Source organism: Pseudonocardia autotrophica (genome assembly GCF_003945385.1).
Classification (GTDB): Bacteria; Actinomycetota; Actinomycetes; order Mycobacteriales; family Pseudonocardiaceae; genus Pseudonocardia; species Pseudonocardia autotrophica.
In genome coordinates this window covers 4732551-4753591 of sequence record NZ_AP018920.1, presented here as the reverse complement: position 1 = coordinate 4753591, position 21041 = coordinate 4732551, and the positions used below count along the sequence as shown (strand labels likewise).

Annotated in this window: 19 protein-coding genes; 7 read left to right on the top strand and 12 right to left on the bottom strand. The window is 73.4% G+C overall.

Annotated features, from left to right (window positions below; all coding sequences use genetic code 11):
• Positions 1 to 2 precede the first annotated feature (2 nt).
• Positions 3 to 962 carry a 5-dehydro-2-deoxygluconokinase gene (iolC, locus tag Pdca_RS22195; RefSeq protein WP_085914330.1) on the bottom strand — a complete coding sequence of 320 codons (960 nt, stop codon included), beginning with the start codon at positions 960 to 962 and terminating at the stop codon, positions 3 to 5.
• Positions 963 to 1084: 122 nt separating this feature from the next.
• Between iolC and Pdca_RS22190 the strand changes: the two genes are divergently transcribed.
• On the top strand, positions 1085 to 1840 hold the full coding sequence (locus Pdca_RS22190; RefSeq protein ID WP_085914331.1) for a GntR family transcriptional regulator: 756 nt from the start codon (positions 1085 to 1087) through the stop codon (positions 1838 to 1840).
• 250 nt (positions 1841 to 2090) lie between these two features.
• Here Pdca_RS22190 and Pdca_RS22185 read toward each other — a convergent pair whose 3' ends face one another.
• The 5 genes from Pdca_RS22185 to Pdca_RS22165 form a co-directional block, all read right to left on the bottom strand.
• Positions 2091 to 2966 (bottom strand): sugar phosphate isomerase/epimerase family protein, encoded by an 876-nt coding sequence (locus Pdca_RS22185; protein ID WP_085914332.1) that lies wholly within the window; start codon positions 2964 to 2966, stop codon positions 2091 to 2093.
• Positions 2966 to 3967 (bottom strand): Gfo/Idh/MocA family protein, encoded by a 1002-nt coding sequence (locus Pdca_RS22180; RefSeq protein WP_085914333.1) that lies wholly within the window; start codon positions 3965 to 3967, stop codon positions 2966 to 2968. Before Pdca_RS22180 ends, Pdca_RS22185 begins: the two co-directional genes overlap by 1 nt.
• A 172-nt stretch (positions 3968 to 4139) precedes the next feature.
• Positions 4140 to 4967: an ATP-binding cassette domain-containing protein gene (locus tag Pdca_RS22175; RefSeq protein WP_085914334.1), complete on the bottom strand. Its 828-nt coding sequence runs from the start codon at positions 4965 to 4967 to the stop codon at positions 4140 to 4142.
• Positions 4968 to 4978: 11 nt separating this feature from the next.
• Positions 4979 to 6034 carry an ABC transporter permease gene (locus Pdca_RS22170; protein ID WP_085914335.1) on the bottom strand — a complete coding sequence of 352 codons (1056 nt, stop codon included), beginning with the start codon at positions 6032 to 6034 and terminating at the stop codon, positions 4979 to 4981.
• Between the two features lie 19 nt (positions 6035 to 6053).
• A complete protein-coding gene (locus Pdca_RS22165; RefSeq protein ID WP_085914336.1) occupies positions 6054 to 7022 on the bottom strand; it encodes a substrate-binding domain-containing protein in 969 nt (322 codons plus the stop codon).
• 142 nt (positions 7023 to 7164) lie between these two features.
• On the opposite strand from Pdca_RS22165, the gene Pdca_RS22160 reads away from it, so the two are divergent.
• The gene (locus tag Pdca_RS22160; RefSeq protein WP_232021113.1) at positions 7165 to 7929 is read left to right on the top strand and encodes a GntR family transcriptional regulator; all 765 of its coding nucleotides are present in this window, start codon (positions 7165 to 7167) and stop codon (positions 7927 to 7929) included.
• 21 nt (positions 7930 to 7950) lie between these two features.
• Here the strand turns inward: Pdca_RS22160 and Pdca_RS22155 are convergent, their stop codons facing one another.
• The 4 genes from Pdca_RS22155 to Pdca_RS22140 form a co-directional block, all read right to left on the bottom strand.
• Positions 7951 to 8355, bottom strand: coding sequence for a hypothetical protein (locus Pdca_RS22155; protein ID WP_125911519.1), 405 nt, complete (start codon positions 8353 to 8355; stop codon positions 7951 to 7953).
• A 158-nt stretch (positions 8356 to 8513) separates the two neighbouring features.
• Positions 8514 to 11315: an FAD-binding and (Fe-S)-binding domain-containing protein gene (locus tag Pdca_RS22150; protein WP_197719796.1), complete on the bottom strand. Its 2802-nt coding sequence runs from the start codon at positions 11313 to 11315 to the stop codon at positions 8514 to 8516.
• Positions 11316 to 11673: 358 nt separating this feature from the next.
• Positions 11674 to 12483, bottom strand: coding sequence for a tetratricopeptide repeat protein (locus Pdca_RS22145; RefSeq protein ID WP_125911518.1), 810 nt, complete (start codon positions 12481 to 12483; stop codon positions 11674 to 11676).
• 186 nt (positions 12484 to 12669) lie between these two features.
• Positions 12670 to 13320: a GOLPH3/VPS74 family protein gene (locus Pdca_RS22140; protein ID WP_158092229.1), complete on the bottom strand. Its 651-nt coding sequence runs from the start codon at positions 13318 to 13320 to the stop codon at positions 12670 to 12672.
• A gap of 136 nt (positions 13321 to 13456) precedes the next feature.
• Here Pdca_RS22140 and Pdca_RS22135 point away from each other — a divergent pair, with 136 nt between their 5' ends.
• Complete coding sequence (locus tag Pdca_RS22135; RefSeq protein WP_085914340.1) at positions 13457 to 15097, top strand: APC family permease; 1641 nt, start codon at positions 13457 to 13459, stop codon at positions 15095 to 15097.
• A 629-nt stretch (positions 15098 to 15726) separates the two neighbouring features.
• On the opposite strand, the gene Pdca_RS22130 is transcribed toward Pdca_RS22135, so the two are convergent.
• Positions 15727 to 16026, bottom strand: coding sequence for a hypothetical protein (locus tag Pdca_RS22130; protein WP_125911517.1), 300 nt, complete (start codon positions 16024 to 16026; stop codon positions 15727 to 15729).
• A 332-nt stretch (positions 16027 to 16358) separates the two neighbouring features.
• Here Pdca_RS22130 and Pdca_RS22125 point away from each other — a divergent pair, with 332 nt between their 5' ends.
• The 4 genes from Pdca_RS22125 to Pdca_RS22110 all read left to right on the top strand — a co-directional run bounded on the left by Pdca_RS22125 (position 16359) and on the right by Pdca_RS22110 (position 20039).
• Complete coding sequence (locus Pdca_RS22125) at positions 16359 to 16943, top strand: hypothetical protein (protein WP_125911516.1); 585 nt, start codon at positions 16359 to 16361, stop codon at positions 16941 to 16943.
• A gap of 164 nt (positions 16944 to 17107) precedes the next feature.
• Positions 17108 to 18397 (top strand): sensor histidine kinase, encoded by a 1290-nt coding sequence (locus Pdca_RS22120; protein ID WP_085916465.1) that lies wholly within the window; start codon positions 17108 to 17110, stop codon positions 18395 to 18397.
• A 14-nt stretch (positions 18398 to 18411) separates the two neighbouring features.
• Complete coding sequence (locus Pdca_RS22115; protein WP_085916473.1) at positions 18412 to 19065, top strand: response regulator transcription factor; 654 nt, start codon at positions 18412 to 18414, stop codon at positions 19063 to 19065.
• Positions 19062 to 20039, top strand: coding sequence for a DUF418 domain-containing protein (locus Pdca_RS22110; RefSeq protein WP_232021112.1), 978 nt, complete (start codon positions 19062 to 19064; stop codon positions 20037 to 20039). Before Pdca_RS22115 ends, Pdca_RS22110 begins: the two co-directional genes overlap by 4 nt.
• Here Pdca_RS22110 and Pdca_RS22105 read toward each other — a convergent pair.
• On the bottom strand, positions 19964 to 21019 hold the full coding sequence (locus tag Pdca_RS22105; protein WP_085916464.1) for an NAD(P)-dependent alcohol dehydrogenase: 1056 nt from the start codon (positions 21017 to 21019) through the stop codon (positions 19964 to 19966). The genes Pdca_RS22110 and Pdca_RS22105 overlap by 76 nt on opposite strands.
• Positions 21020 to 21041: the final 22 nt, after the last annotated feature.

Sequence of the window (21041 nt, the reverse complement as noted above, 5' to 3'; positions counted from 1 at the left end):
GGTCATCGCTCCTCGTTCGGGTCGCCGCCGCCGAGCAGGACGTCGATCTCGGCTGCGGTGGGCATTGCTGTCGAGCACTCCAGCCGGGAGGCGACGATCGCGCCCGCGGCGTTCGCCCGGGCGAGCACCGTCTCCAGCGGCCATCCGGCGAGCAGGCCGTGCGCGAGCGACCCGCCGAAGCTGTCACCCGCACCCAGCCCGTTGTAGGGACTGATCGGGATCGGTGGGGACACCACGCGTTCGGTGCGTGTCCTGGCCAGCACTCCGTCCGGGCCGCGCTTGACGACCGCGAGCTGCACGCCGGCATCGAGCAGGGCGTCGGCGGCCCGGTCCGGATCGGTCTCGCCGACGGCGATCTCGCACTCCTCGCGGTTGCCGACCGCCACCGTGACCTGCCCGAGCACCTTCTGCACCTGCTCGGTGGCCGCGGCCGGGGACTCCCAGAACATCGGCCGGTAGTCCAGGTCGAGCACGGTCCGGCCGCCGGCGCGGGCGGCGAGGGCCTCGTGGTGCGCGGAGCGGGACGGCTCCTCGGACAGGCCCGACACCGACAGCCACAGCAGCCCGGCGCCTGCGATCGCGTCGCGATCCAGGTCGGCGGGGGAGACCTGCAGGTCGGGGGCGGTGGGCCGGCGGTAGAAGTAGAGCGGGAAGTCGTCCGGCGGGAAGATCTCGCAGAAGGTGACCGGGGTCGGGTACTCCCCGTTGGTGACGACGTGCCGGTCGTCGACGCCGAGACGGTTCAGCTCCCGGCGGACGTAGCGGCCGAACGGGTCGTCGCCGACGCCGGTGATGATCGCGGCGCGCCTGCCGAGCCGGGCCGCGGCGACCGCCACGTTGGCCGTGGTGCCGCCGAGGAACTTGCCGAACGAGGTGACATCTTCCAGTCCGACGCCGACCTGCAACGGATAGATGTCCACCCCGGCGCGACCGAAGGTCAGGATCTCGGCTGAGGTGTTCATGATCCTCTTCCCGTTGGGTCCATGGTGTGACTGCGTTGTGAACGGTAGGCGCCCCGACACGCCTCGGTCAATACTTTGTACAGACATAGAGACAACCGGACTTTCCGAGGTAGGGTGCGCTCATGGCCACCCGAACCGACGCCGTTCAGGTCGATGTCCGGCTCGACCGGGCCAGCCCGGTGCCGCTCTATCACCAGCTCGCCCAGGCCATCGAGATCGCGATCGAATCGGGTGCGCTGAAGCCGGGAGACCGGCTGGAGAACGAGCTCTCGCTGACCCGGCGGCTCGGGCTCGCCCGGCCCACCGCCCGCCAGGCGATCCAGGAGCTGGTGCGCAAGGGGCTGCTGGTCCGCCGGCGGGGGCTCGGCACCCAGGTCGTCCGGCCGGCGATCCACCGGGACGTGCGGCTGAGCAGTCTCTACGACGACCTCACCGCATCCGGGCGCGCGCCGGAGACCACGGTGCTGGCCCACGAGAGCTGCACCCCGGCCACGGCCGGGATCCCGGTGCTGTCCGAGCTGCTACCGGCCGACGAGCCGCTGCAGCGGCTGAAACGGCTGCGCCGCGCCGACGGCGAGCCGTTGGCGATCATGACCAACTTCCTGCCCGCCCGGTTCGAACTCGGCGACGGCGAGCTCGCCGGGCGCGGGCTCTACACGCTGCTGCGGGAGCAGGGGGCACAGATCGCGATCGCGCACCAGATCATCGGTGCCCGGCTCGCCGACGCGGACGAGGCGGCGCTGCTGCAGCAGCCCGCACCGCTGGCCTGCGTGACCGCCGAGCTGGTCGTCTACGACGACGCCGGCGTGCTCGTCGAGCTCGGCCGTCACCTCTATCGCAGCGACCGGTACACGGTGCAGACCTCGCTGGTCGTCTGAGGCCGCTGGTCCGCGCCGGCCGGTTCGGCGCGCCGCGGCACCGGGGCCGGGCCCGGGCGGCCGGAGTGCCGGCGCCGGCGGCCATCAAGCCACGAGCGCCGACCCACAGTGGCGCGGTGCGCTCCACGGTCAGCAGCGCGATCCCGATCGGGACCCGGTTCCGCTGGTCGTCGGAGTCCGACGACGAGGTCCGCCGTGCCGGCGGATCCTCATCGGTGGGTGAGCGGTGCCGGTGGACGACCGGCACCGCTCACCCGGTGGGGAGTGCCGCCCGCAGGTTCTGCACGCTGGTGGACACGTCCTCGACGGGGCCGGCGCCGGACGGCGGCCCGTGCAGGATGGTGTCCTGCTCCAGCACGTGCCAGCCGGTGTAGCCGTAGGCGTCGAGTCGCGACAGCACACCGTCGAGATCGAGGTCGCCCTCACCGAGGGGCCGGTACATGCCCAGTCCGACGGCCTCGGTGTAGCTGCGCCGCCCGTCCTGCACCTGCCGGGCCAGGCCGAGGTCGACGTCCTTGAGGTGGGTGTGCGAGATCCGCTCCGGTGCCTGCCGGGCCAGTTCCGCCGGGTCGGTGCCGCCGATCAGCAGGTGCCCGGTGTCGAGGCAGAGCTGGATCCGGGCCCCTTCCAGCACCCGCCGGACGTCGTCGCCGGTCTCCACCATCGTCCCCACGTGCGGGTGCAGCACCGCGGTGACGCCACGGGTGGCGGCGTGGTCGGCGATCCGGTCCAGGTTGGACAGCAGCAGCTTCCAGCCGCCCTCGTCCAGCTCGGGCCGGGAGTCGTAACCGGTGCCGCCGGAGTCGGCGGAGAGCACGAGGGTCCCGGCGCCCGCGGCGTCGTAGCCGGCCAGCAGCTCGTCGACGCCGGCCAGCGGATCGTGCTCGGGGACGTGCAGCAGGGTCGGGGTGAACCCGCCCACCGCGTGCAGGCCGTACCGCTGCAGCGTCGCGGCCTTCGCGTCCGGGGCGTCGGGCAGGAAGCCCTCCGGGCCGAACTCGGTCGCGACCAGGCCGACCTCACGCATCTCGGTGAGCACCCGGTCCGGGTCGAGCTGGAATCCCCAGCCGGGGACCTCGCAGACTCCCCACGAGATGGGCGCACCGGCGATCCTGGGAGCGGGCATCAGCGGGTCACCTCGTCGAGACGGACGGAGCGGTGCGAGCGCAGCGAGAGCGTCGCGGCCTCGGCGATCCAGTCGGCGGCCAGTGCGTCGCTCACCGAGCACGGGGTCTCGCGGGTGCCCGCGACCAGCTCGGTGAACGCGGTCAGCTCGGCCCGGAACGCGGGCGCGAGGCGGTCCATGAACGTCTCGTGCAGCCGGCCGCCGGGGAAGTGCACATCCGGCTCGACCGACCGCAGCGGCAATCCGGTGTCGAGGCCGACCGCGATCGAGTCGGCGTCGCCGTGCAGCTCCATCCGTACGTCGTAGCCCCGCCGGTTGTACCGGGAGTTGGTGACGACCGCCTGCGAGCCGTTGTCCAGGGTCAGGACGACCTGTCCGGTGGAGACGTCGCCGGACTCGGCGAAGACCGGGTCGCCGTACACGTCGCCGGTGGCGTAGACCTCGACGACCTCGCGGCCGGTCACCCAGCGCAGGGCGTCGAAGTCGTGGACGCCGCAGTCGCGGAAGATGCCGCCCGAGGTCCTGATGTAGTCGGCGCTCGGCGGCGCCGGGTCCAGGGTGGTCGCCCGGACGGCGAACACCCGGCCGAGGTCGCCGGCCTGCACGGCGGCGCGGGCCGCCACGAACCCGGCGTCGAACCGGCGCGGGAAGCCGATGTGCACGCGCTCGTCACGCCCGGCGAGCTTGCTCGCCACATCCACCCCGTCGTCGATCCGGGTGGCGAGCGGCTTCTCGCAGAAGACCGGCAGGCCGGCGTCGGCCGCGGCGAGCAGCAGCTCGGGGTGCGATGCCGTGGCGGCGGCGATCACGACGCCGTCCGGCTTCATACCCAGCAGCTCCTCGGGCGAGGCCGCGGCCACGGCACCGGTCCCGGCGGCCACCGCCGCGATGGCGTCGCTGCGGGCGTCGGTGACGATCAGCTCGTCGACGGCGTCCAGGCCGGCCAGGGTCTGCGCGTGGAACGCGCCGATCCTGCCGAGTCCGATGAGTCCGATCTTCATGGCTTTCCAATCGTGTCGAGGTGGGTGCCGAGGCGTCCGTCGGACCGTGTCGCGACCGGCCCCACGCCGAGTCTCCGGCGGAATTAGTAGTTATGTCAAGACAAAGTATTGTGCAGTAGGAAGGCCCGGGGCCGCCTCGGCGGAGCGGCCCCGGGCCGGGGGAGCGGGTGGGTCAGCGCTTCAGCTCGTGGGCGAGTTCCGCCAGCTCCTGACCACCCGCCATCTCGGCGGTCAGCTCCTCCAGGGACACCTCGGAACGCCGGCGGTCGAGCACCTGGCGGCCGAGTTTGAGGATCATGAACCGGTCACCGACCAGGTTCGCGTGGTGCGGGTTGTGGGTGATGAACACGACGCCCAGTCCGGCGTCGCGGGCTGCGGCAGTGTACTTGAGCACCACCCCGGACTGTTTGACCCCGAGCGCGGCGGTCGGCTCGTCCAGGATCAGCACCCGGGCCCCGAAGTAGACCGCCCTGGCGATCGCGACGCACTGCCGCTGCCCACCGGAGAGCGTCCCGATCGGTTGGTTGATGTCCTTGACGTGGATGCCCATCTTCCCGAGCTCGGTGTCCGCGATCTCGCGCATCTTCGGGATGTCCAGCGGTGCCAGCGGATACCGCCCCTTCCGCAGCTCGGAGCCGAGGAAGAAGTTCCGCCACACCTCCATCAGCGAGACCACGGCGAGATCCTGGTAGACCGTGGCGATCCCGAGATCGAGCGCCTGGCGGGGCGAGCTCAGCCGGACCTGCTCGCCGTGCACGGACAGGGTGCCCTCGGTATGCGGATGCAGCCCTGAGATGATCTTGATCAGGGTGGACTTACCGGCTCCGTTGTCGCCCAGTACGCAGGTCACCTCACCGGCGTGCACGGTCAGATCCACACCCTCCAGTGCCCGGATGGCGCCGTAGGCCTTGCCGACCCCGCTCAGCTGCACCAGCGGCACGGGGGAGCGCCGCTCGGTCGTCTCGTTCGTCCCGGTCGTGTCGGACGTGTCGGTCGTCATCTCGGGTCCCTTCACTTCCGCCGCGTCGCGGAGGTCTTGACGTAGAGGTTGACCAGGACGGCGAGCAGCAGCATCACGCCGAGGAACGCCTTGAACCAGTTCGGGTCCCATCCGGCGTAGACGATGCCCTGGGTGGTCATCCCGAAGATGAACGCACCGAGTGCGGATCCCGCGGCGGAGCCGAAGCCACCGGTCAGCAGCGCCCCGCCGACGACCGCGGCGACGATGTAGATCAGCTCGTTGCCGACGCCGAGCCCGGCCTGCACGGTGGCGAAGTTGAACAGCAGGTGCTGGCCGAGGAACCAGGCCATCAGGGCGACGCCCATGAACAGCCCGATCTTGACCCGGGCGACCGGGACACCGACCGCGCGGGCCGAGTCCTGATTGCCACCGACCGCGAAGATCCAGTTACCGGTGCGGGTGCGCAGCAGCAGCCAGGAGGCGATCGCGACGAACACCAGCCACCAGATCACCGACATCTTCACCGTCATGAAGCCGAGCGGCACGTCACCGGCGAAGAACGCCTTGGCCGAGGTGAAGCCGTCCATGGTGGAGATGTTGCTGGTGGCGACGGTACCGGTGACCAGCTTGGTGACGCCGAGATTCACACCCTGCAGCACGAAGAAGGTGGACAGGGTGATCAGGAAGCTCGGCAGTTTCGTCCGGACCAGCAGCCAGCCGTTGACGAACCCGATCGCGAGCGCGATCACCAGGCTGACCGCCGCGCCCACCCAGACGTTGAGCGAGAGCTGGAAACTGATCATCGCCGACGACAGCGCCGCTGCGGTCACCGCGACACCGGAGGACAGGTCGAACTCGCCGCCGATCATCAGCAGCGCCACGCCGAGCGCCACGATGCCGATCGTGGACGCCGAGTAGAGGACGGTGGACAGCGCCTCGACGGACCGGAACGGCGGCGCCAGTACGAAGAAGAACACGAAGATCGCGATCGCGGCCGCGGTGGCCCCGATCTCCGGGCGGGCCAGTGCGCGGGCGCCGAGCGAGCGCTGCACGCGCTCCGGGCCGGGCTTGGGAGGTGTGGTGGCGGGTGGGGTGGCGACACTCATCGCAACGGCTCCTGGGCGGTCAGCGGGTGTTGTTCGCCGTGTATTCGGCGATCTCGGCGATGTTGCTGCTGTCGACGAAGGACGGACCGGTCAGCACCGGCTTGCCCCCGCCCAGGTCGTTGCCGTTGGAGAGGTTGAGCCAGAGGCTCTGCACCGACATGTATCCCTGCACGTAGGGCTGCTGGTCGACGGAGAAGGCGATCCGGCCGTCCTGCACGGCGGCCGCGACGTCGGCGTTGAGATCGAAGGTGATCACCTCGGCCTGGCTGCCGCTCTCGGCCTTCGCCTGGGTCGCGGCGAGTGCGACGGGAGCACCGAGCGTCACGACGTGCGTGATCGACGGGTCCTGCTGCAGCTTCGCGCCGATGGTCTGCTGCACCGCCGGCAGGTCGGCGCCGTTGACCTGCAGGTTCTCCGTGCCCGGCGAGGTGGCGAGCACGCCGGCGCAGCGGGCCTCCAGGGAGACCGAACCCTGCTCGTGGATGACGCAGAGGGTCTTGCCGCCGCCGCCCTCGGTGATCCGCTCACCCGCGCTGCGGCCGGCGAGGGTCTCGTCCGAGCCGAAGTACATCCCGATGCCGTAGTCCGGGTAGTCCTCGATCCCGGAGTTGAACGCCACGGCCGGGATGCCCGCCTCGACCGCCCGTTGCACGGCCGGACCGACCTGCGCGGACTGCGAGAGCGTCACCGCGACGCCGTCCACCTGGGAGTCGATCGCGTTCTGGACGAGAGTGGCCTGTTGGCCGCCGTCGGGGTTGTTCGAGTACCGCAGATCGACGTTCAGCTCGGTCGCCGCCTGCTCGGCCCCGGCGCGCACCTTGTCCCAGAACGAGTCGCCGGGCGACTCGTGGGTGATCATGGCGATCACGTAGCTCTGGCCGGTGGCCTGATTCTGCGCCTGTGCGCCGCCCTGACTGCTGCACGCGGCGAGTGCCAGTACCGACGCCGCGGCGACGGTGACCGCGAAGGTCTTCCGAATACTCCTCATCGAGCATCTGTCTCTCTGTGAAGTGCAGCCGTGGTGGCCACGGGGAGTGAGATACGCCACGAACAGGTGTACGCTCCCGACTTCATCAGGTCAATACTTTGTCAGTACAAATCAGGGAGCGTCGAACAGGAGGAGGTGACCGGTGGCCGAGCCGGGATCCGCCGTGCGGGACACGCCGGACCGGGGCAGCCCGGTTCCGCTGTACTTCCAGGTCGCCGGCCACATCCAGTCCATGGTGGACAGCGGGGAGCTGGTCGCCGGCAGCCGGCTGCCGCACGAGGCGGAGCTCCTGGAGCGCCTGCGCACCAGCCGGTCCACCCTGCGTCGTGCGGTGTCCTATCTGGTCGAGCTGGGGGTGCTGGCCCGGCGTCGGGGAGCCGGGATCCGGGTGCTGCCACGCCGGGCCGAACTGCCCGCCGACCTGTGCGGCCTGCACGACGAACTCCTCCGGGCCGGGCGGGTACCGACCACCGAGCTGCGTTCGTTCGAGATCGGGCCGGCCGGGGAACACATCGCCGCGGCGCTCGGCCTCCCGGTGCGGGCGACCGTCACCCGGTTCGAGCGGTTGCGGCTGGCCGACGGCGAGCCGCTCGCGCTGCTGTCGAACCGGGTGCCGGTGGGGGTGCTGCCGCTGCGCGCCGACGATCTCGCCGTGCGCGGTCTCTACGACCTGCTGCGCGACGCGGGGCACGCACCCCGGCGGGCCCGGCAGCTCGTCGGTGCCCGCGCGGCCACCCCGGAGGAGGCTGCGATCCTCGGCGAGGCTCCGGGTGCTCCGCTGCTCACGATGACCAGCACGTCCTGGGACGACGCCGGAGCCGCCGTGGAGTACGGCTCACACCTCTACCGGGCGAGCCGCTACTCCATCGAGCTGAACCCGACCGCGTCCGGGATCGCTCCGGCGTGAACCGCGGGTAGGGCAGGTGGATCAGGCCGGACGGTGCGGGGTCCCGCGCAGGCTGTACCAGTACGCGCCGGCTTCGGCGTCGCTCATGTCGGTCCGCACCTCGACCCCGGCGGGGCGGCCGAATCGGCGCTTGATGGCCTTCCGGGCGACCTTCTCGACCTTGTGTGCCAGCCGCTCCGGGATCGTCCGCCCGGCGAGGGTCAGCACGGCGACGAAGGCGTAGCGGACCGGCCCGCGACGCGGCCAGGGGCCGGTGCCGTCGGCGAGCGAGAGCTCCACGGTCATCGGGCGCTTCTCGTGCTCGTGCAGCGCCCTGGTCAGCTCGGCCTCGACGGTCTGCGCGTCGGCGCCGGCCGGCGCCTCGACCCGGACGACGGCCATCACGGCGTTCGGCATTCCTGCGCCCACAGCGCCCACTGCACTCACGGTCCGTGGCTCCTTCCGCTGCACGCCACCTCGGGTGGTGCGCATCCCGGACCATTCTTTCCCGGTGGGACCCGTCTCAAACAAGAGCTGTATCGAGAAAGCACGCGGCAACATCACTGCAGAGGGTGGCGTTCGGCGTAGTCGTACACCCATATGGGCTACGGCCGGGTCAGCCGTTCCAGTATCTCCAACACGTGTTCGTAATCCTTGCCGGTCGCCCGGCTCATCCCGAGCTCGCAGGTCCGGTTGCAGGACGCGTACCCGTCGGCGGGTACCGCGGCGATCTCCCGGGCCTGCTCGGCGGTCGCCGACTCGGTCAGCTCCGGATGCAGCATCCCGCGGTCCCCGGCGAACCCGCAGCACCCCCACGCGTCCGGGACGACGATCTCCTGCGCGACCGCGTCCGCGACCCGCCGCAGGGGCTCGACGAGCCCGAGCTGGGTGGCCGAGCAGGTCGGGTGCAGCACGATCCGGCCCAGCCGCCCGCGGACGGTCCCGGCGAGCGCCGGCAGCAGGTGCTCGGCGGCGTAGGCCACCGAGTCGACCACCTCGATACCCCGGTACTCCGCAGGCCCGGACGCGATCATCACCCGCAGCCCCTCGGTGCACGACGACGCATCGGTCACGACCGGCAGGGTGCCGCGCCGGGTCGTCGTCCAGAGCGCGGGCAGCACCCGCTCCGCCATCACCGCGGCGCCGTCGGTGAGCCCCTTCGACTTCCAGGGGGTGCCGCAGCACAGCGACCCGAGATCGGCGGGCGCGGTCACCCGGATCCCGGCACGGTCGCAGAGCCGGACGAACGCGTCCGCGGCGCCGTCGCCGGACGAGCCGAACATCGCACCCGTGCACGACGAGAACAGGACCAGCTCGGCCCCGGTCGGGACGAGCCCGTCCGGCCTGCGCCGCCCGCCGCCGCCGGGCAGGTCCGCCGACCACAGTGGAACCTGCTCGGGATCGGCGATCCGGCGCAGCGCCGCCGACGCGGGCCCCGCGCCCGGCACCCGCTGCGCCACCGACAGCGCGGCACCCGCGGCCCGGGTGGTGGCGCCCCAGTGCTTCGCGGCGAACGCCCAGCCGCGTGCTGCGGCCTTCTGCGGGCGCTCGGCGCGCAGCCGGCGCACCAGGTCACCGGTGTTGATCAGGACGGGGCAGGCGGTGGCGCACATGCCGTCGGCGGCGCAGGTGTCGACGCCGTCGTAGGCGTAGTCGGCCTCCAGCTCGGCCACCAGCTGCTCGTCGCCCGCGGCCCGGGCGTGCTCCAGCTCGCGGCGCAGCACGATCCGCTGCCGGGGCGTGGTCGTGAGATCCCGGCTGGGGCAGACCGGCTCGCAGAAGCCGCACTCCACGCACCGGTCCACCTCGGACTCGACGGTCGGGGCGGACTTGAGATCGGACAGGTGCGCGGTGGGGTCGTCGTCCAGGACGACGCCGGGGGAGAGCACGCCGCGCGGGTCGCACAGCCGCTTGATCTCGAGCATGACGTCGTAGAGGTCGTCGCCGTACTGCCTGCGGACGAACGGCGTCATCATCCGTCCGGTGCCGTGCTCGGCCTTGAGGGTCCCGCCGTGGGCGAGCACCAGATCGACCATGTCGTCGGTGAACCGGCCGAACCGGTCCCGGCCCGCGCCGTCGCCGAGCCGTTCGGTGAGCATGAAGTGGACGTTGCCGTCCTTGGCGTGCCCGAAGATCACCGCGTGGTCGTAGCCGTGCCGCCCGAACAGCTCGATCAGGCCCTGGCAGGTCGGCAGCAGGTCCGGCACCGGGACGGCGATGTCCTCCAGCAGCGCGGCGGTGCCGGACGGCCGGGCCCCGGCGACCTTCGCGTACAGGCCCTTGCGCAGCTTCCAGAGCCCGGCCTTCGCGACCGGGTCGCCGGACAGCTCGCGCGGGCCCTGCAACGGCAGCGCCGCGATCAGCCCGGTGGCGGCCCCGGCGAGTTCGTCGGCCTCGGCGGCCGAGTGCCCGCGGTACTCCACCAGCAGCGCCGCCTGCTCGTCCACGGTGAGGGCGCGCAGCCGGGGATCGGCGTCGGCGTCGGCCTGACCGACCCGCAGCGAGGTGGCGTCGAGCAGCTCGATCGTCGCCGGTCCGGAGTCCACCAGCGACGGCAGCGCGCGGTTCGCGGCCGCCAGGTCGTCGAACACCAGCAGCCCGGTCCGGGTGTGCGCCAGCACCGGGACGGTCCGCATGGTGATCGAGGTGATGAACGCCAGCGTCCCCTCCGAGCCGACGATCAGCCGGGCCAGCACGTCGACCGGCCGGTCGTGGTCGAGGAACGAGTTCAGCCCGTAGCCCATCGTGTTCTTCAGGGCGAACTGCTGCTCGATCGTCTTGCGGGCCACCGGATCGGCCCGCAGCCGGTCCCGGATCCGGGAGAGCCCGGCCCACAGCTCGGGTTCGCGGCCGCGCAGCTCGTCGTCCGCGCCGGGGGCGCCGGTGTCCAGTGTGGTCCCGGACGGCAGCACGATCTCCAGCGAATCCAGCAGCGCGTAGCTGTTCGCGACCGTCCCGCAGGCCATCCCGGACGAGTTGTTGGCCACCACACCGCCGAGGGTGCACGCGACCTCGCTGGCCGGGTCCGGGCCGAGCATCCGGCCGTGCCGGGCGAGCCGGGTGTTCACCGCGCGGACGGTCGCGCCCGGGCCGACCCGCACCCGGGCCCCGTCGTCGAGGATCTCGATCCCGCGGAAGTGCCGCCGGGTGTCGACCAGGATCCCGTCGGTGACGGCCTGCCCGGACAGGCTCGTCCCGCCGGACCGGAAGGTCAGCGGCACCCCGGTCGCTGCGGACACCCGGAACAGCCTGGCCACCTCGTCGGCCCCGGCCGCCGTCACGACGGCCGCCGGGGTGCGGGCGAAGTGCGACGCGTCGTGCGCCATGCCGAACCGGTCGATGGCCCGGGTGCGGACGGCATCGGGCCGGACGGCGGTCGCCAGCCGGTCGTGCAGGTCGGTGCTCACGATGGTGCTCCTCGCGTGGGGGTGGACGCGTGGGCTCCAGACTGCACTGCCGGTGCCGGAGACGGCGACATCGGCCCGCCCGCGGCGAGGGGCTGCGTGCCGGACCGGATCGGCTCGGTCGTCCTGGGCGGAGGGGGATCGTGGCGCTCGATTCTCGAGCAGCGCCGCGGCCCCTTCCAGCACGTCGGGGCCCATGAAGGTCGGCATCTCGTAGGCGGCGGAGGCGTCGAACGCCGGTCCGGCGCTGCGCAGCCATGCGTTCGGAGACCGCTTGGTCAGCCGGACCGCCTGCTGGGAACCGGCGTCCGCCGGATCCTCGCCCGGAGCGGGGACAGGCGGCCGGCGGGGGCGCCGAGGATCAGGAGATCGCGGGCATCGGGCCGGGCGGCCGGTCGAGGTGCGGCCACGGCCGGGCGGACAGCCGCGGATCGGGCATCCGCGGCATCCGCGGGAGCAGCCCGGTCGACGGAGCCTCCCGGGTGGGTGCCGGTGCCGGCCCCGGGACCGGCACCGGTGCGTCCGGGACGGAGGCCTCGGCCAGTAGCTCGCGGACGTCGACGGTGACCGGATGTGCCTCGCCCAGGATCCCCTCGGCGGTGTCGGCGATCGCGGCCAGCAGACTGCCCGCGCCGGGCAGGTCACCGTTGTCGGCCCGGGCCAGCGCGAGCCCGGCGCAGGACGCGATGGTGCACGGGTGTGCCGGGCCGAGCACCCTGGTCCGCCGGTCGATCACGTCCTGGTAGCGGGCGATCGCCTCCCGCGGGTCCCCGGTGATCCGGTGTGCGGCGGCGACCGCGTCGGCGGCGGCCAGCGACGCGGGATGGTCGGCGCCGAACTCCACCTCGCGGACGGTGAGATTGCGGGTGGCCAGTGCGAGGCCGCGGATCTCGTCGTCACCGAGGAGGTAGGCGACGGCGAGACTGCCTTCGACGACGAGGGTGTCGGTGTCCCGCGGGCCCAGCTCGCGGCGGGCGGCGGCGAGCACCTGCTCCAGCCGCCGGGTCGCGTCGATCACTGCCGTACGGTCGCCCGCCCGCCCTGCGGCCCGGACGTCGGTCGCGGCCCGGTCGTGCCGCACCCGCAGCGCGGAGCGTGTGCCGCCCGCGCGATGGTCGACGTCCGCGCTCTCGCGCAGGAACGGGGAACCGGCGAAGACGCTGTCGTTCATGGTCGTCGGCCCCTTTCCGATCATCGGCCGGTCACTCGTCCGGCCCTCAAGATCGCTACTCAGCGTACCGACAACTCGGTCGATGACCAGAGGTGCAGGTCCATTCGAGGCGCAGGCCACCCCGGTTATCGACACAGGGTCACCGCGGTGCGACACCCGGTCGCGGACGGCGGCGCGGGGGAGCACTCAGCGGCGCACGGTGAGGCTCGCCGACGCAGCCGCCTCGGCGATCCCGGAGTGCAGCCGGACCAGCGACGCCGGCAGATGGGTGACGGCGTCGCGGGCCAGGTCGCGGGCCGTCGTCCGGTCCACCTCGGGCTCCAGCAGCCGCTCCACCCCGAGCGCGGAGATCAGCGCCAGGCTGAACGCGCCGTGCAGGGTGAAGGTGCCGGGACGACGCACCATCTCCCGCAACGCGATGCCCGGCTCGTGCGCGGCGGCCCGGTCGGCGACGGTCAGCCGGTGCCGGCGGCGGCCCAGCAGGCTCCGTGCGGTCTCCTGGGTGAGTACTCCTCGCCGGAGGAGCTCGTTGCGGACGGCACTCAGAAGCGGCTCGCCGAGCGCGTCGGTCCACGCCCGCACCGGATGGGGCCGGGTCTCGTGCGCGATGCTGTCCAGTACGAGCATCGCGGTCCCGTCGGCCGGTGCCGGCCGCCCGGCGCGGTTCGCGACCACCCGGTCCTCCTCGTCGACGGACAGTGCGCCCGCCGCCACCAGATCGCCGAGCTGGGCACCGACCAGCCCACAGGCGAGCAGATCGGGGGCCAGCCCGGAACGTCCGGTCAGTTCGTCGTACGCGATCAGGTAAAAACCGGTCGCGAGCGCGCCCTGCTTCACGTCACCATCCCAAGATTCACTCTGAGTAATTGGTTGCGCGCATAACGCCAGGATTACCGTCCGATTGCGCGATGAGCGTGACGGGACGTTAGCATTTTGTCTCGACAAACGATTCCCAGGTGATCAGGAGACCCGCATGGCACGGCATGCGACGGTGGACCGGCAGGTGCCCGGGCTGCGACGGCGACGGCTCGGGGTGGTGCACCTGGTGTTCTTCACCGTCGCGGCGTCCGCGCCGCTCACGGTCCTCGCGGGTGGTGTCACCACGGCCTATGCGGTGAGCGGGAACCAGGGTGTGCCGCTGGCATTCCTCGGGGTGGCCGCGGTGCTCGTGCTGTTCGCCGTCGGTTACGCGGCGATGAGCCGGCACGTCGCGAATGCCGGGGCGTTCTATGCGTATCTGTCGCGCGGTATCGGTCGCCCGGCCGGTGTGGCGGGTTCGTTCGTGGCGCTGGTCGCCTACAACGCGATCCAGATCGCGCTCTACGGACTGTTCGGCGTGGCCATGTCCGACTTCGTCGCCGAGCTCGCCGGGCTGCGGCTGCCGTGGTGGAGCTGGGCCGTGTTCGCGATGCTCGCCGTCGGCTGGCTCGGGCTGCTGCGGGTCGACCTGAACGCCCGGGTGCTCGCGGTGCTGCTGCTCGTCGAGGTCGCGGTGGTCGTCGCGTTCGACGTCGTCGGCTTCACCGAACCGGCCGACGGTGTCGTGTCGACCGATCCGTTGCTGCCCTCGACGTTGCTCGCCGGGGGGATCGGGGCGGTCATCGCGTTCACCGTGGCGTCCTTCACCGGTTTCGAGTCCGGCGCGATCTACTCCGAGGAGGCGCGGGACCCGCGGCGCACGGTGGCCCGTGCGACGTTCGTCGCGGTCGCCTTCACCGGCCTGTTCTACGCGCTGTCCGCCTGGGCGATGGTCGCCGCCACCGGCGCGGCCGACCTGCAGGCGCGGGCCGCGGACGAGGGGCCGGGCCTGGTGTTCGGCCCGCTGGCGGACCGGTTCGGCCCGCTGGTCGCCGACATCGCCGTCCTGCTGCTGCTCACCAGCGTGTTCGCCGCGCTGCTGAGCTTCCACAACGGCGTCGCCCGCTACCTGTTCGCGCTCGGCCGTGAGCGGGTGCTGCCCGCGGGACTCGCCACGGTCGGCGCCCGGTCCGGCGGCCCGATCGCCGGTTCACTGACCCAGTCGCTGCTGGCGGCGGTCGTGGTGTTCGCGTTCGCGGTGACCGGGGCCGATCCGATGCTCGCTCTGTTCAGCTGGTTCTCCGGCCTGTCCGCGGTCGGGGTCGTGCTGCTGATGACCGGCACCTCGATCTCGGTGATCGGGTTCTTCCGGCGGAACCGGACGGCGAAGGCGTCGCTGTGGGCACGGACGATCGCGCCCGCGTTGGCGGCGCTGCTGCTGGCGGCGATCCTGACCGTGCTGGTCGGCAACTTCGACGCACTGCTCGGGGCCGACCCGTCGTCGCCGGCCCGTTGGGTACTGCCCGGGATCGTGCTGCTGGCCGCGGTGATCGGCGTCGGCTGGGCGCTGTACCTGCGCCGGACCCGGCCCGAGGTCTACGAGGGCATCGGCGCCGGTGCCCCCGCTCCCGACGGGGTCGCCCCGGACACGGGTGCCCCCGCGGTCTACCTGCGGCGGGCCGGTGAGACGGGGCCCGCCGACTGGGCCGATACCGGTTCGGCGAACGAGGGGGTGCCCGCGGACGATCGTGCGACGACGGTGTTCCCGATCCCGGGGGCCGATGACGGGCCTCCCCGGTCCGGCCCGCGCGACTGATCGGCTTCGCCGGGGTCACCCGGCCGTGCGGTGTTCCGGTTCCTGCGGTGCATTTCCGTCGTGCGGACTGGAACTGCGCGCACCGGATCCCGAGGATCGATTCCTTCGACGCCGTGCGACACGAGGGGACGCGATGCCGGATTCAGGACGGGTGCGCCGTGCGGCGTGCCCCGGTGGCCGGCGGTGACCTCCGGCGATACCGGCGGAGACGACGCACCTGCGGGCGATCGCGGCCCGGACACGGTCCGGTGGGTCCCCGACTGGGCCACCGAGGGCGCGCACCGGCCGATGCCGCCCCGCCCGCCACTGCGGTCGGTGCCGTTCTTCGGTGTGCCGCTGACGTCGGAGCCGATGGCCGACGCGTCGGAGCCGCCGGCCCAGCCACCGGTGCAGTCGACCCAGCCGCCGATGCCGCCGGCCGAGCCGCCGGTGCAGTCCAGCTACCCGCCGGTGCCGCCGGCTCAGCTGCCGGTGCAGTCGACCCAGCCGCCGACGCCGTCGACCGAGCCGCCGGTGCAGTCCAGCTACCCGCCGGTGCCGCCGGCTCAGCTGCCGGTGCAGTCGACCCAGCCGCCGACGCCGTCGACCGAGCCGCCGGTGCAGTCCAGCTACCCGCCGGTGCCGCCGGCTCAGCTGCCGGTGCCGCCGGTGCAGTCGACCCGCCCGTCGCCGCCCTCGGGGGAGCCCGGCCACCCACCGCTCCCGCCGGGGTCCGGCCGCGCGACCTCGCGTGCGCTGACGTTCGGGCTGGCGGGTGTGTTGCTCGCCGCCGCCGGGGCGTCGGTGGCGGTCGTCGCCGCCTCGGCCGCCGTGCAGCAGGACGGTGGCTGGCCCCGGGCCGGGGCGCCCGCCGCGGTGCTGGATCCGGCCGGGCCCGCCGAGCCGGAGGGATCCGGCCCGCCCGCCACGTCGCCGGGGCTTCCGGCCACGGCACTCCCCGGGCCGGGGGCCGACAGCGGGGACCCCGGAGCCGGGAGCCCACGGACCGGGAACGACGGCCCCTCCGGTGCGGCCGGGCAGGGATCCGCGGGCGGTCCCGTAACCGGAAGCGGCGGGCCGGGAGCCGGGACGGATGAGCCTGGTGCTCCCGGGCCCGGGGCACCGGCACCCGCCGTTCCCGGTGCCGGAGGTCAGGTCCCCGATGCCGGCGCCCCGGGTGGTGACCGGCCCGGAACCGGAGGATCGGCCGCCGGCGAACCCGAGCCCGAGGCGCCCGGATCCGGTGCGCCCGGTGCCGGTGGTCCGGGGTCAGGTGGTGCCGGTGAGCCGGACGCCGGCGGCCCCGGCCCCGATGCCGGTGGGCCGGGATCCGGTGGTCCGGCCGGCGGTGAGCCGGGATCGGGTGGCCCGGGGTCCGGTGGTCCCGGTGCGGGTGAGCCGGATGGCGGTCAGCCTGGTGCCGGAGGTCCGGGTGGCGGTGGTCCGGGATCGGGCGGCTCGGGCTCCGGTGGTCCCGGTGCGGGTGAGCCGGGTGGCACTCGGCCCGGTGCCGGTGGCCCGGGGGGCGGCGAGCCGGGATCCGGTGGTCCGGGATCGGGTGCCCCGGGAGCCGGTGGGCCCGAGTCCGGTGCCGCGGCGGGCAGCTCCGGCCGGCCGGCACCGGCACCGGCACCGGGAGCAGGTGGGACGCCGGAGACGGCCGGAGGGGCGCAGCCCGGTTCCGGGTGATCCGGCGTCCCCGGCTCCCGGCGACCGGACCGCGGAAGCCGGGCTCGTCCTCCTCGGACTGATCGGGATCGTCTCCGTGCTCCTCACACCACGCGTCCAGCGGGTCGGGGACCTCCTCGCGGGAACGGTCGTCGAACTCGATCCCGGACTCGATCCCGGACTCGATCCCGGACGCTGACTCGCAGGTCGGCGGGGAGCTCTCCGACCGTGGTCGGACGGCCGGGATCCGTCCCCGCTCCGACGCGGCGCGGGGGGTCGGCCCGGCAGGGTTGTACACATGGGAGCGACGCAGCACAGGTCTTGCGGGGGTCCGCCGCCCGCCACGATCGGGTACCGAGCATCATGGCTCGTCGTGGACGGTCCCGGCTGGTGTGCGGTGCGGCCCGGTGGGGGCGCGCGGTGACCGCGGCGGAGCGCCCCACGATCGTCGAGCGGTTCGTGACGCTGTGCCGGCGCAATCCGGTCGTCGTCGATGCCGTCCTCGCCGCGCTGCTGATGTACGTCGCGGTCAGCTGGACGCTCGAGGGCAAGGTGCCGCGCGCCGACCAGGCCGTCGCCCTGGTGATGGCCGTGCTGGTCGCGACGCCGGTGGCGCTCCGGCGGACGCACCCGATCCCGGCCGCGGTCGGCACCGCCGTGATCGCGGCCGCCGCGCAGCTGTTCTTCCCCGGGATCGGCGCGGTGGTCCTGCTGCCGGCACTGGTCATGGGGTACTCGGCGATCGCCTACGGCCCGCGCTGGGCGGGCGCGGTCGCCTTCGTCCTGATCCTGCTGGGCGCGGTGATCCGGCCGGCGATCGGGCTGCTGACCACCACCGCCGACCTGCCGGGACCGTGGGCGTTGCCGCTGGTCCTGGGCGTCCCGCTGGTGCTCGCGCTGCTCGTCTGGCTGTCCGGGTCGCTACGCCGGGCCGCGGTGCGGCGGACCGAGCAGCTCCGCGACCGCGCCCGGCTGCTGGAGGAGACCCGGCGCCAGGAGGTGCGGATCGAGCTGCTGGCCGAGCGCTCCCGGATCTCGCGGGAGGTGCACGACGTCGTCGCGCACTCGCTGTCCGGGATCATCGCGCAGGCCGACGGCGGCCAGTTCGCCGCGCAGCGCGACCCGCAGAAGGCGGTGGAGGTGCTGGCCGGTATCGCCACCACCGGCCGGGAGGCGCTCGGTGACGTGCGCGGTCTGCTGGAGATGCTGCGCGACTCCGGGATCGACGACGGCGGCGTCGACGAGCCCGGCCGTCCACAGCCCGGCACCGACGACGTCGCCGCACTCGTCGAGCAGGTCCGGGCCGGTGGGCTGCCGGTCGAGCTCGCCGTCACCGGCACACCGCGCCCGATCGGCGGCGGCAGCGCGCTGACCGCCTACCGGGTGGTGCAGGAGGCGCTGACCAACGTGCTCAAGCACGCCGGGCCGGCCACCCCGACCCACGTCGGCCTGGAGTGGACCGAGGACGAGCTGACCGTCCGGATCCGCGACGAGGGTGCGCGTGGGCCTGTCCCGCGGCCGCCGCGTGGCGGTCACGGCCTGATCGGTATGCGTGAGCGGGCCGCCCTGCACGGCGGTTCCGTCGAGACCGGCCCGCACCCGGACGGCGGCTGGGCCGTCCGGCTGCGGCTGCCCTTGAGAGGAGAACGGTGACCGCTGTCCGTCTGATGCTGGTCGACGACCAGGAGCTGGTCCGCGCAGGCTTCGCCATGGTGCTCGACTCGTGCGACGACCTGTCCGTCGTCGCCCAGGCCGGGGACGGCGAGGCCGCGCTGGCCGAGCTGGAGCGCACCGAGGTCGACGTCGTCCTGATGGACGTCCGGATGCCGCGCCTGGACGGCATCGAGGCGACCCGGCGGGCGGTCGCCGCGCACCCGGGCCTGAAGGTGATGGTGCTGACGACCTTCGATCTCGACGAGTCGGTGACCGCCGCGATCGCCGCCGGGGCCAGCGGTTTCCTGCTCAAGGACGTCCGGCCGCAGGAGCTGATCGAGGCCGTCCGGACCGTGTACCGGGGCGACTCGGTCGTCGATCCGGTCTCCACCCGGCGGTTGCTGCGGGCCACCGCGCCGCTGCTGTCCGCGCCCGAACCGGCCGCCGCCGCACCCGAGGCGACGGCCGCGCTCACCGCGCTGACTCCGCGTGAGCACGAGGTGCTGGGCCTGGTCGGGCAGGGCATGAGCAACGCCGAGATCCAGGCCGAGCTGGTCGTGTCCGAGGCGACCGTGAAGACCCACATCGGGCACCTGCTGGCGAAGACACAGTCCCGCGACCGGGTGCAGCTGGTGGCACTCGCCTTCCGCGCGGGCCTGGTCAGTTGAGCACGACGACCGGCCGCATCCGGGCACTGGACGCGATCCGCGGGCTGGCACTGGCCGGCATCCTGATCGTCAACATCCCGCCGCTGGCCGACATGCCGATCCCGGCCCGCGACGGCTGGGAGGGCGGCACCGAGCAGTGGTTCCAGCTCCTCGTCCAGCAGCGGTTCTTCCCGATCTTCTCGTTCCTGTTCGGTCTGGGCTTCGCGATCTTCCTGCAGCGCGCGGCGACCCGCACCGACCGGCCCCGGCTGGTGCTGCTGCGCCGGCTGCTCGCGCTGGGCGTGCTCGGCGCGCTGCACCAGCTGCTGCATCCGGGGGAGGCGCTGCTGCCCTACGCGATCGCCGGGATCGTGGTGCTGCTGCCGGCGTCCTGGCTGCCCCGGATCGTGGTGCTGCTCGGCGGGATCGCCGCGACCGGGATCGCCGTGTTCGTCCTGCACGGTGGGATCTTGCTGATCCCCGGCATGTTCCTGCTCGGGGCGGCCGCGGCCCGCTACGGCATCCCGGAGCGGCTGGAGCGCCCGGGGGTGGGCGTCGGCGTCGTGTGCGCCGTGGCGGTGGCCGGTGCGGTGCCGTTGCTCGTCCTGCAGACCGGGTCGATCCGGTACAGCGGGTTCGACCACCTGTCCCCGGTAGCCGGCCTGGTCCTCGCCGTGGCGTACGTGACCGGGCTCGCCCTGCTGCTGCGCACCCCGGCCGGACCGGCCCTGTCCGCGGTACTCGAACCGCTCGGCCGGATGGCGCTGACCAACTACCTCGGCGCCACCCTGCTGGTGCTCGCGTTCGCGCCGCTGATCGGACTGTCCGGTTCCGAGCGCTATCCGCTGGTGCTGGTGCTCGCCGCGGCGATCCTGGCGGTGCAGGTGCCCGCCAGCCGGTGGTGGCTGCGGCGCTTCGCCTACGGGCCGGTGGAGTGGCTCTGGCGGATGGTCTCCTGGTGGGCTCCGGTCCCGCTGCGCCGGTCCGCCGACTGATCCGATCCGATCCGCACGACGATCTTGCCGCGGGCCCGGCCGGACCCCAGGTGCTCGATCGCGGCGCCGGCGTCGTCCAGCCCGACGGTCCGGTCGAGCACCGGCGTCAGCTCGCCGGTCTCGACCAGGTCACGCAGGTGTCCCAGGTCGGTGCTGTTCTCGCTCGCCACCAGCACGACGAGCCGTTGCCGCAGCAGCGGTGAGAGCGCCGCGGCGCGCAGCAGCCGCCCGTAGCCGCCGGTGATCCGGGCGTCCGGCCGCTCCCCGCCGACCAGCACGGCGGTGCCTCGCGGGGTCAGCAGCCGGCGCAGCCTGCTGACCGGCGGATTGCCGCCGATGTCGAGCACGACGTCCCAGCGGCGGCCGAGACCGGCCACGTCGGTGCTGGTGCGGTCGATCACCTCGGTCGCGCCGAGCCCGCGGACGAGATCCACCGATCCGGTGCGGCACACCGCCGTCACCGACGCGCCCGCGGCGCGGGCGATCTGCACCGCGAACGTCCCGACCCCGCCGGACGCGCCCAGGACCAGTACCGACGCGCCCGCGGTGACCCGGCCCGCGGTGTGCACCGCCTGCCACGCGGTCTGCCCGGACACCCCGAGGGCGGCGGCCGCCTCCGGCGCGAGACCGGCCGGGGCGTGCGCGATCCGGTCCGCGGGCGCGATCGCGTACTCGGCGAGGCTGCCGCGCGGCGCCGTGCCGAACACCGCGTCGCCGACGGCGAGCCCGGCCACCCCCGGCCCGACCGCGGTGATCTCGCCCGCGAGATCGCGCCCGGGCACCGGGGTGCGCGGCGCCCGCAGCCCGACGGCCGGGCGGACCGCGAACGGCAACCCGGCCATCAGGTGCCAGGTGCCGCGATCGAGCGCTGCGGCCGCGACCCGGATCAGCACCTCACCCGGCCCCGGCTCCGGCACCGGGCGCTCCGCGACCTGCCACACCCCGCTCGTGCCGTACCGCTCCTGCACCACAGCGCGCATCGTCCACTCCTGTACTAAGTAC

Excerpts from the sequence above, each read along its gene's own strand:
- iolC (WP_085914330.1), bottom strand. The coding sequence starts at position 962 with ATGAACACCTCAGCCGAGATCCTGACCTTCGGTCGCGCCGGGGTGGAC.
- Pdca_RS22190 (WP_085914331.1), top strand. The coding sequence starts at position 1,085 with ATGGCCACCCGAACCGACGCCGTTCAGGTCGATGTCCGGCTCGACCGG.
- Pdca_RS22185 (WP_085914332.1), bottom strand. The coding sequence starts at position 2,966 with ATGCCCGCTCCCAGGATCGCCGGTGCGCCCATCTCGTGGGGAGTCTGC.
- Pdca_RS22180 (WP_085914333.1), bottom strand. The coding sequence starts at position 3,967 with ATGAAGATCGGACTCATCGGACTCGGCAGGATCGGCGCGTTCCACGCG.
- Pdca_RS22175 (WP_085914334.1), bottom strand. The coding sequence starts at position 4,967 with ATGACGACCGACACGTCCGACACGACCGGGACGAACGAGACGACCGAG.
- Pdca_RS22170 (WP_085914335.1), bottom strand. The coding sequence starts at position 6,034 with ATGAGTGTCGCCACCCCACCCGCCACCACACCTCCCAAGCCCGGCCCG.
- Pdca_RS22165 (WP_085914336.1), bottom strand. The coding sequence starts at position 7,022 with ATGAGGAGTATTCGGAAGACCTTCGCGGTCACCGTCGCCGCGGCGTCG.
- Pdca_RS22145 (WP_125911518.1), bottom strand. The coding sequence starts at position 12,483 with ATGAACGACAGCGTCTTCGCCGGTTCCCCGTTCCTGCGCGAGAGCGCG.
- Pdca_RS22135 (WP_085914340.1), top strand. The coding sequence starts at position 13,457 with ATGGCACGGCATGCGACGGTGGACCGGCAGGTGCCCGGGCTGCGACGG.
- Pdca_RS22120 (WP_085916465.1), top strand. The coding sequence starts at position 17,108 with ATGGCTCGTCGTGGACGGTCCCGGCTGGTGTGCGGTGCGGCCCGGTGG.
- Pdca_RS22115 (WP_085916473.1), top strand. The coding sequence starts at position 18,412 with ATGCTGGTCGACGACCAGGAGCTGGTCCGCGCAGGCTTCGCCATGGTG.
- Pdca_RS22105 (WP_085916464.1), bottom strand. The coding sequence starts at position 21,019 with ATGCGCGCTGTGGTGCAGGAGCGGTACGGCACGAGCGGGGTGTGGCAG.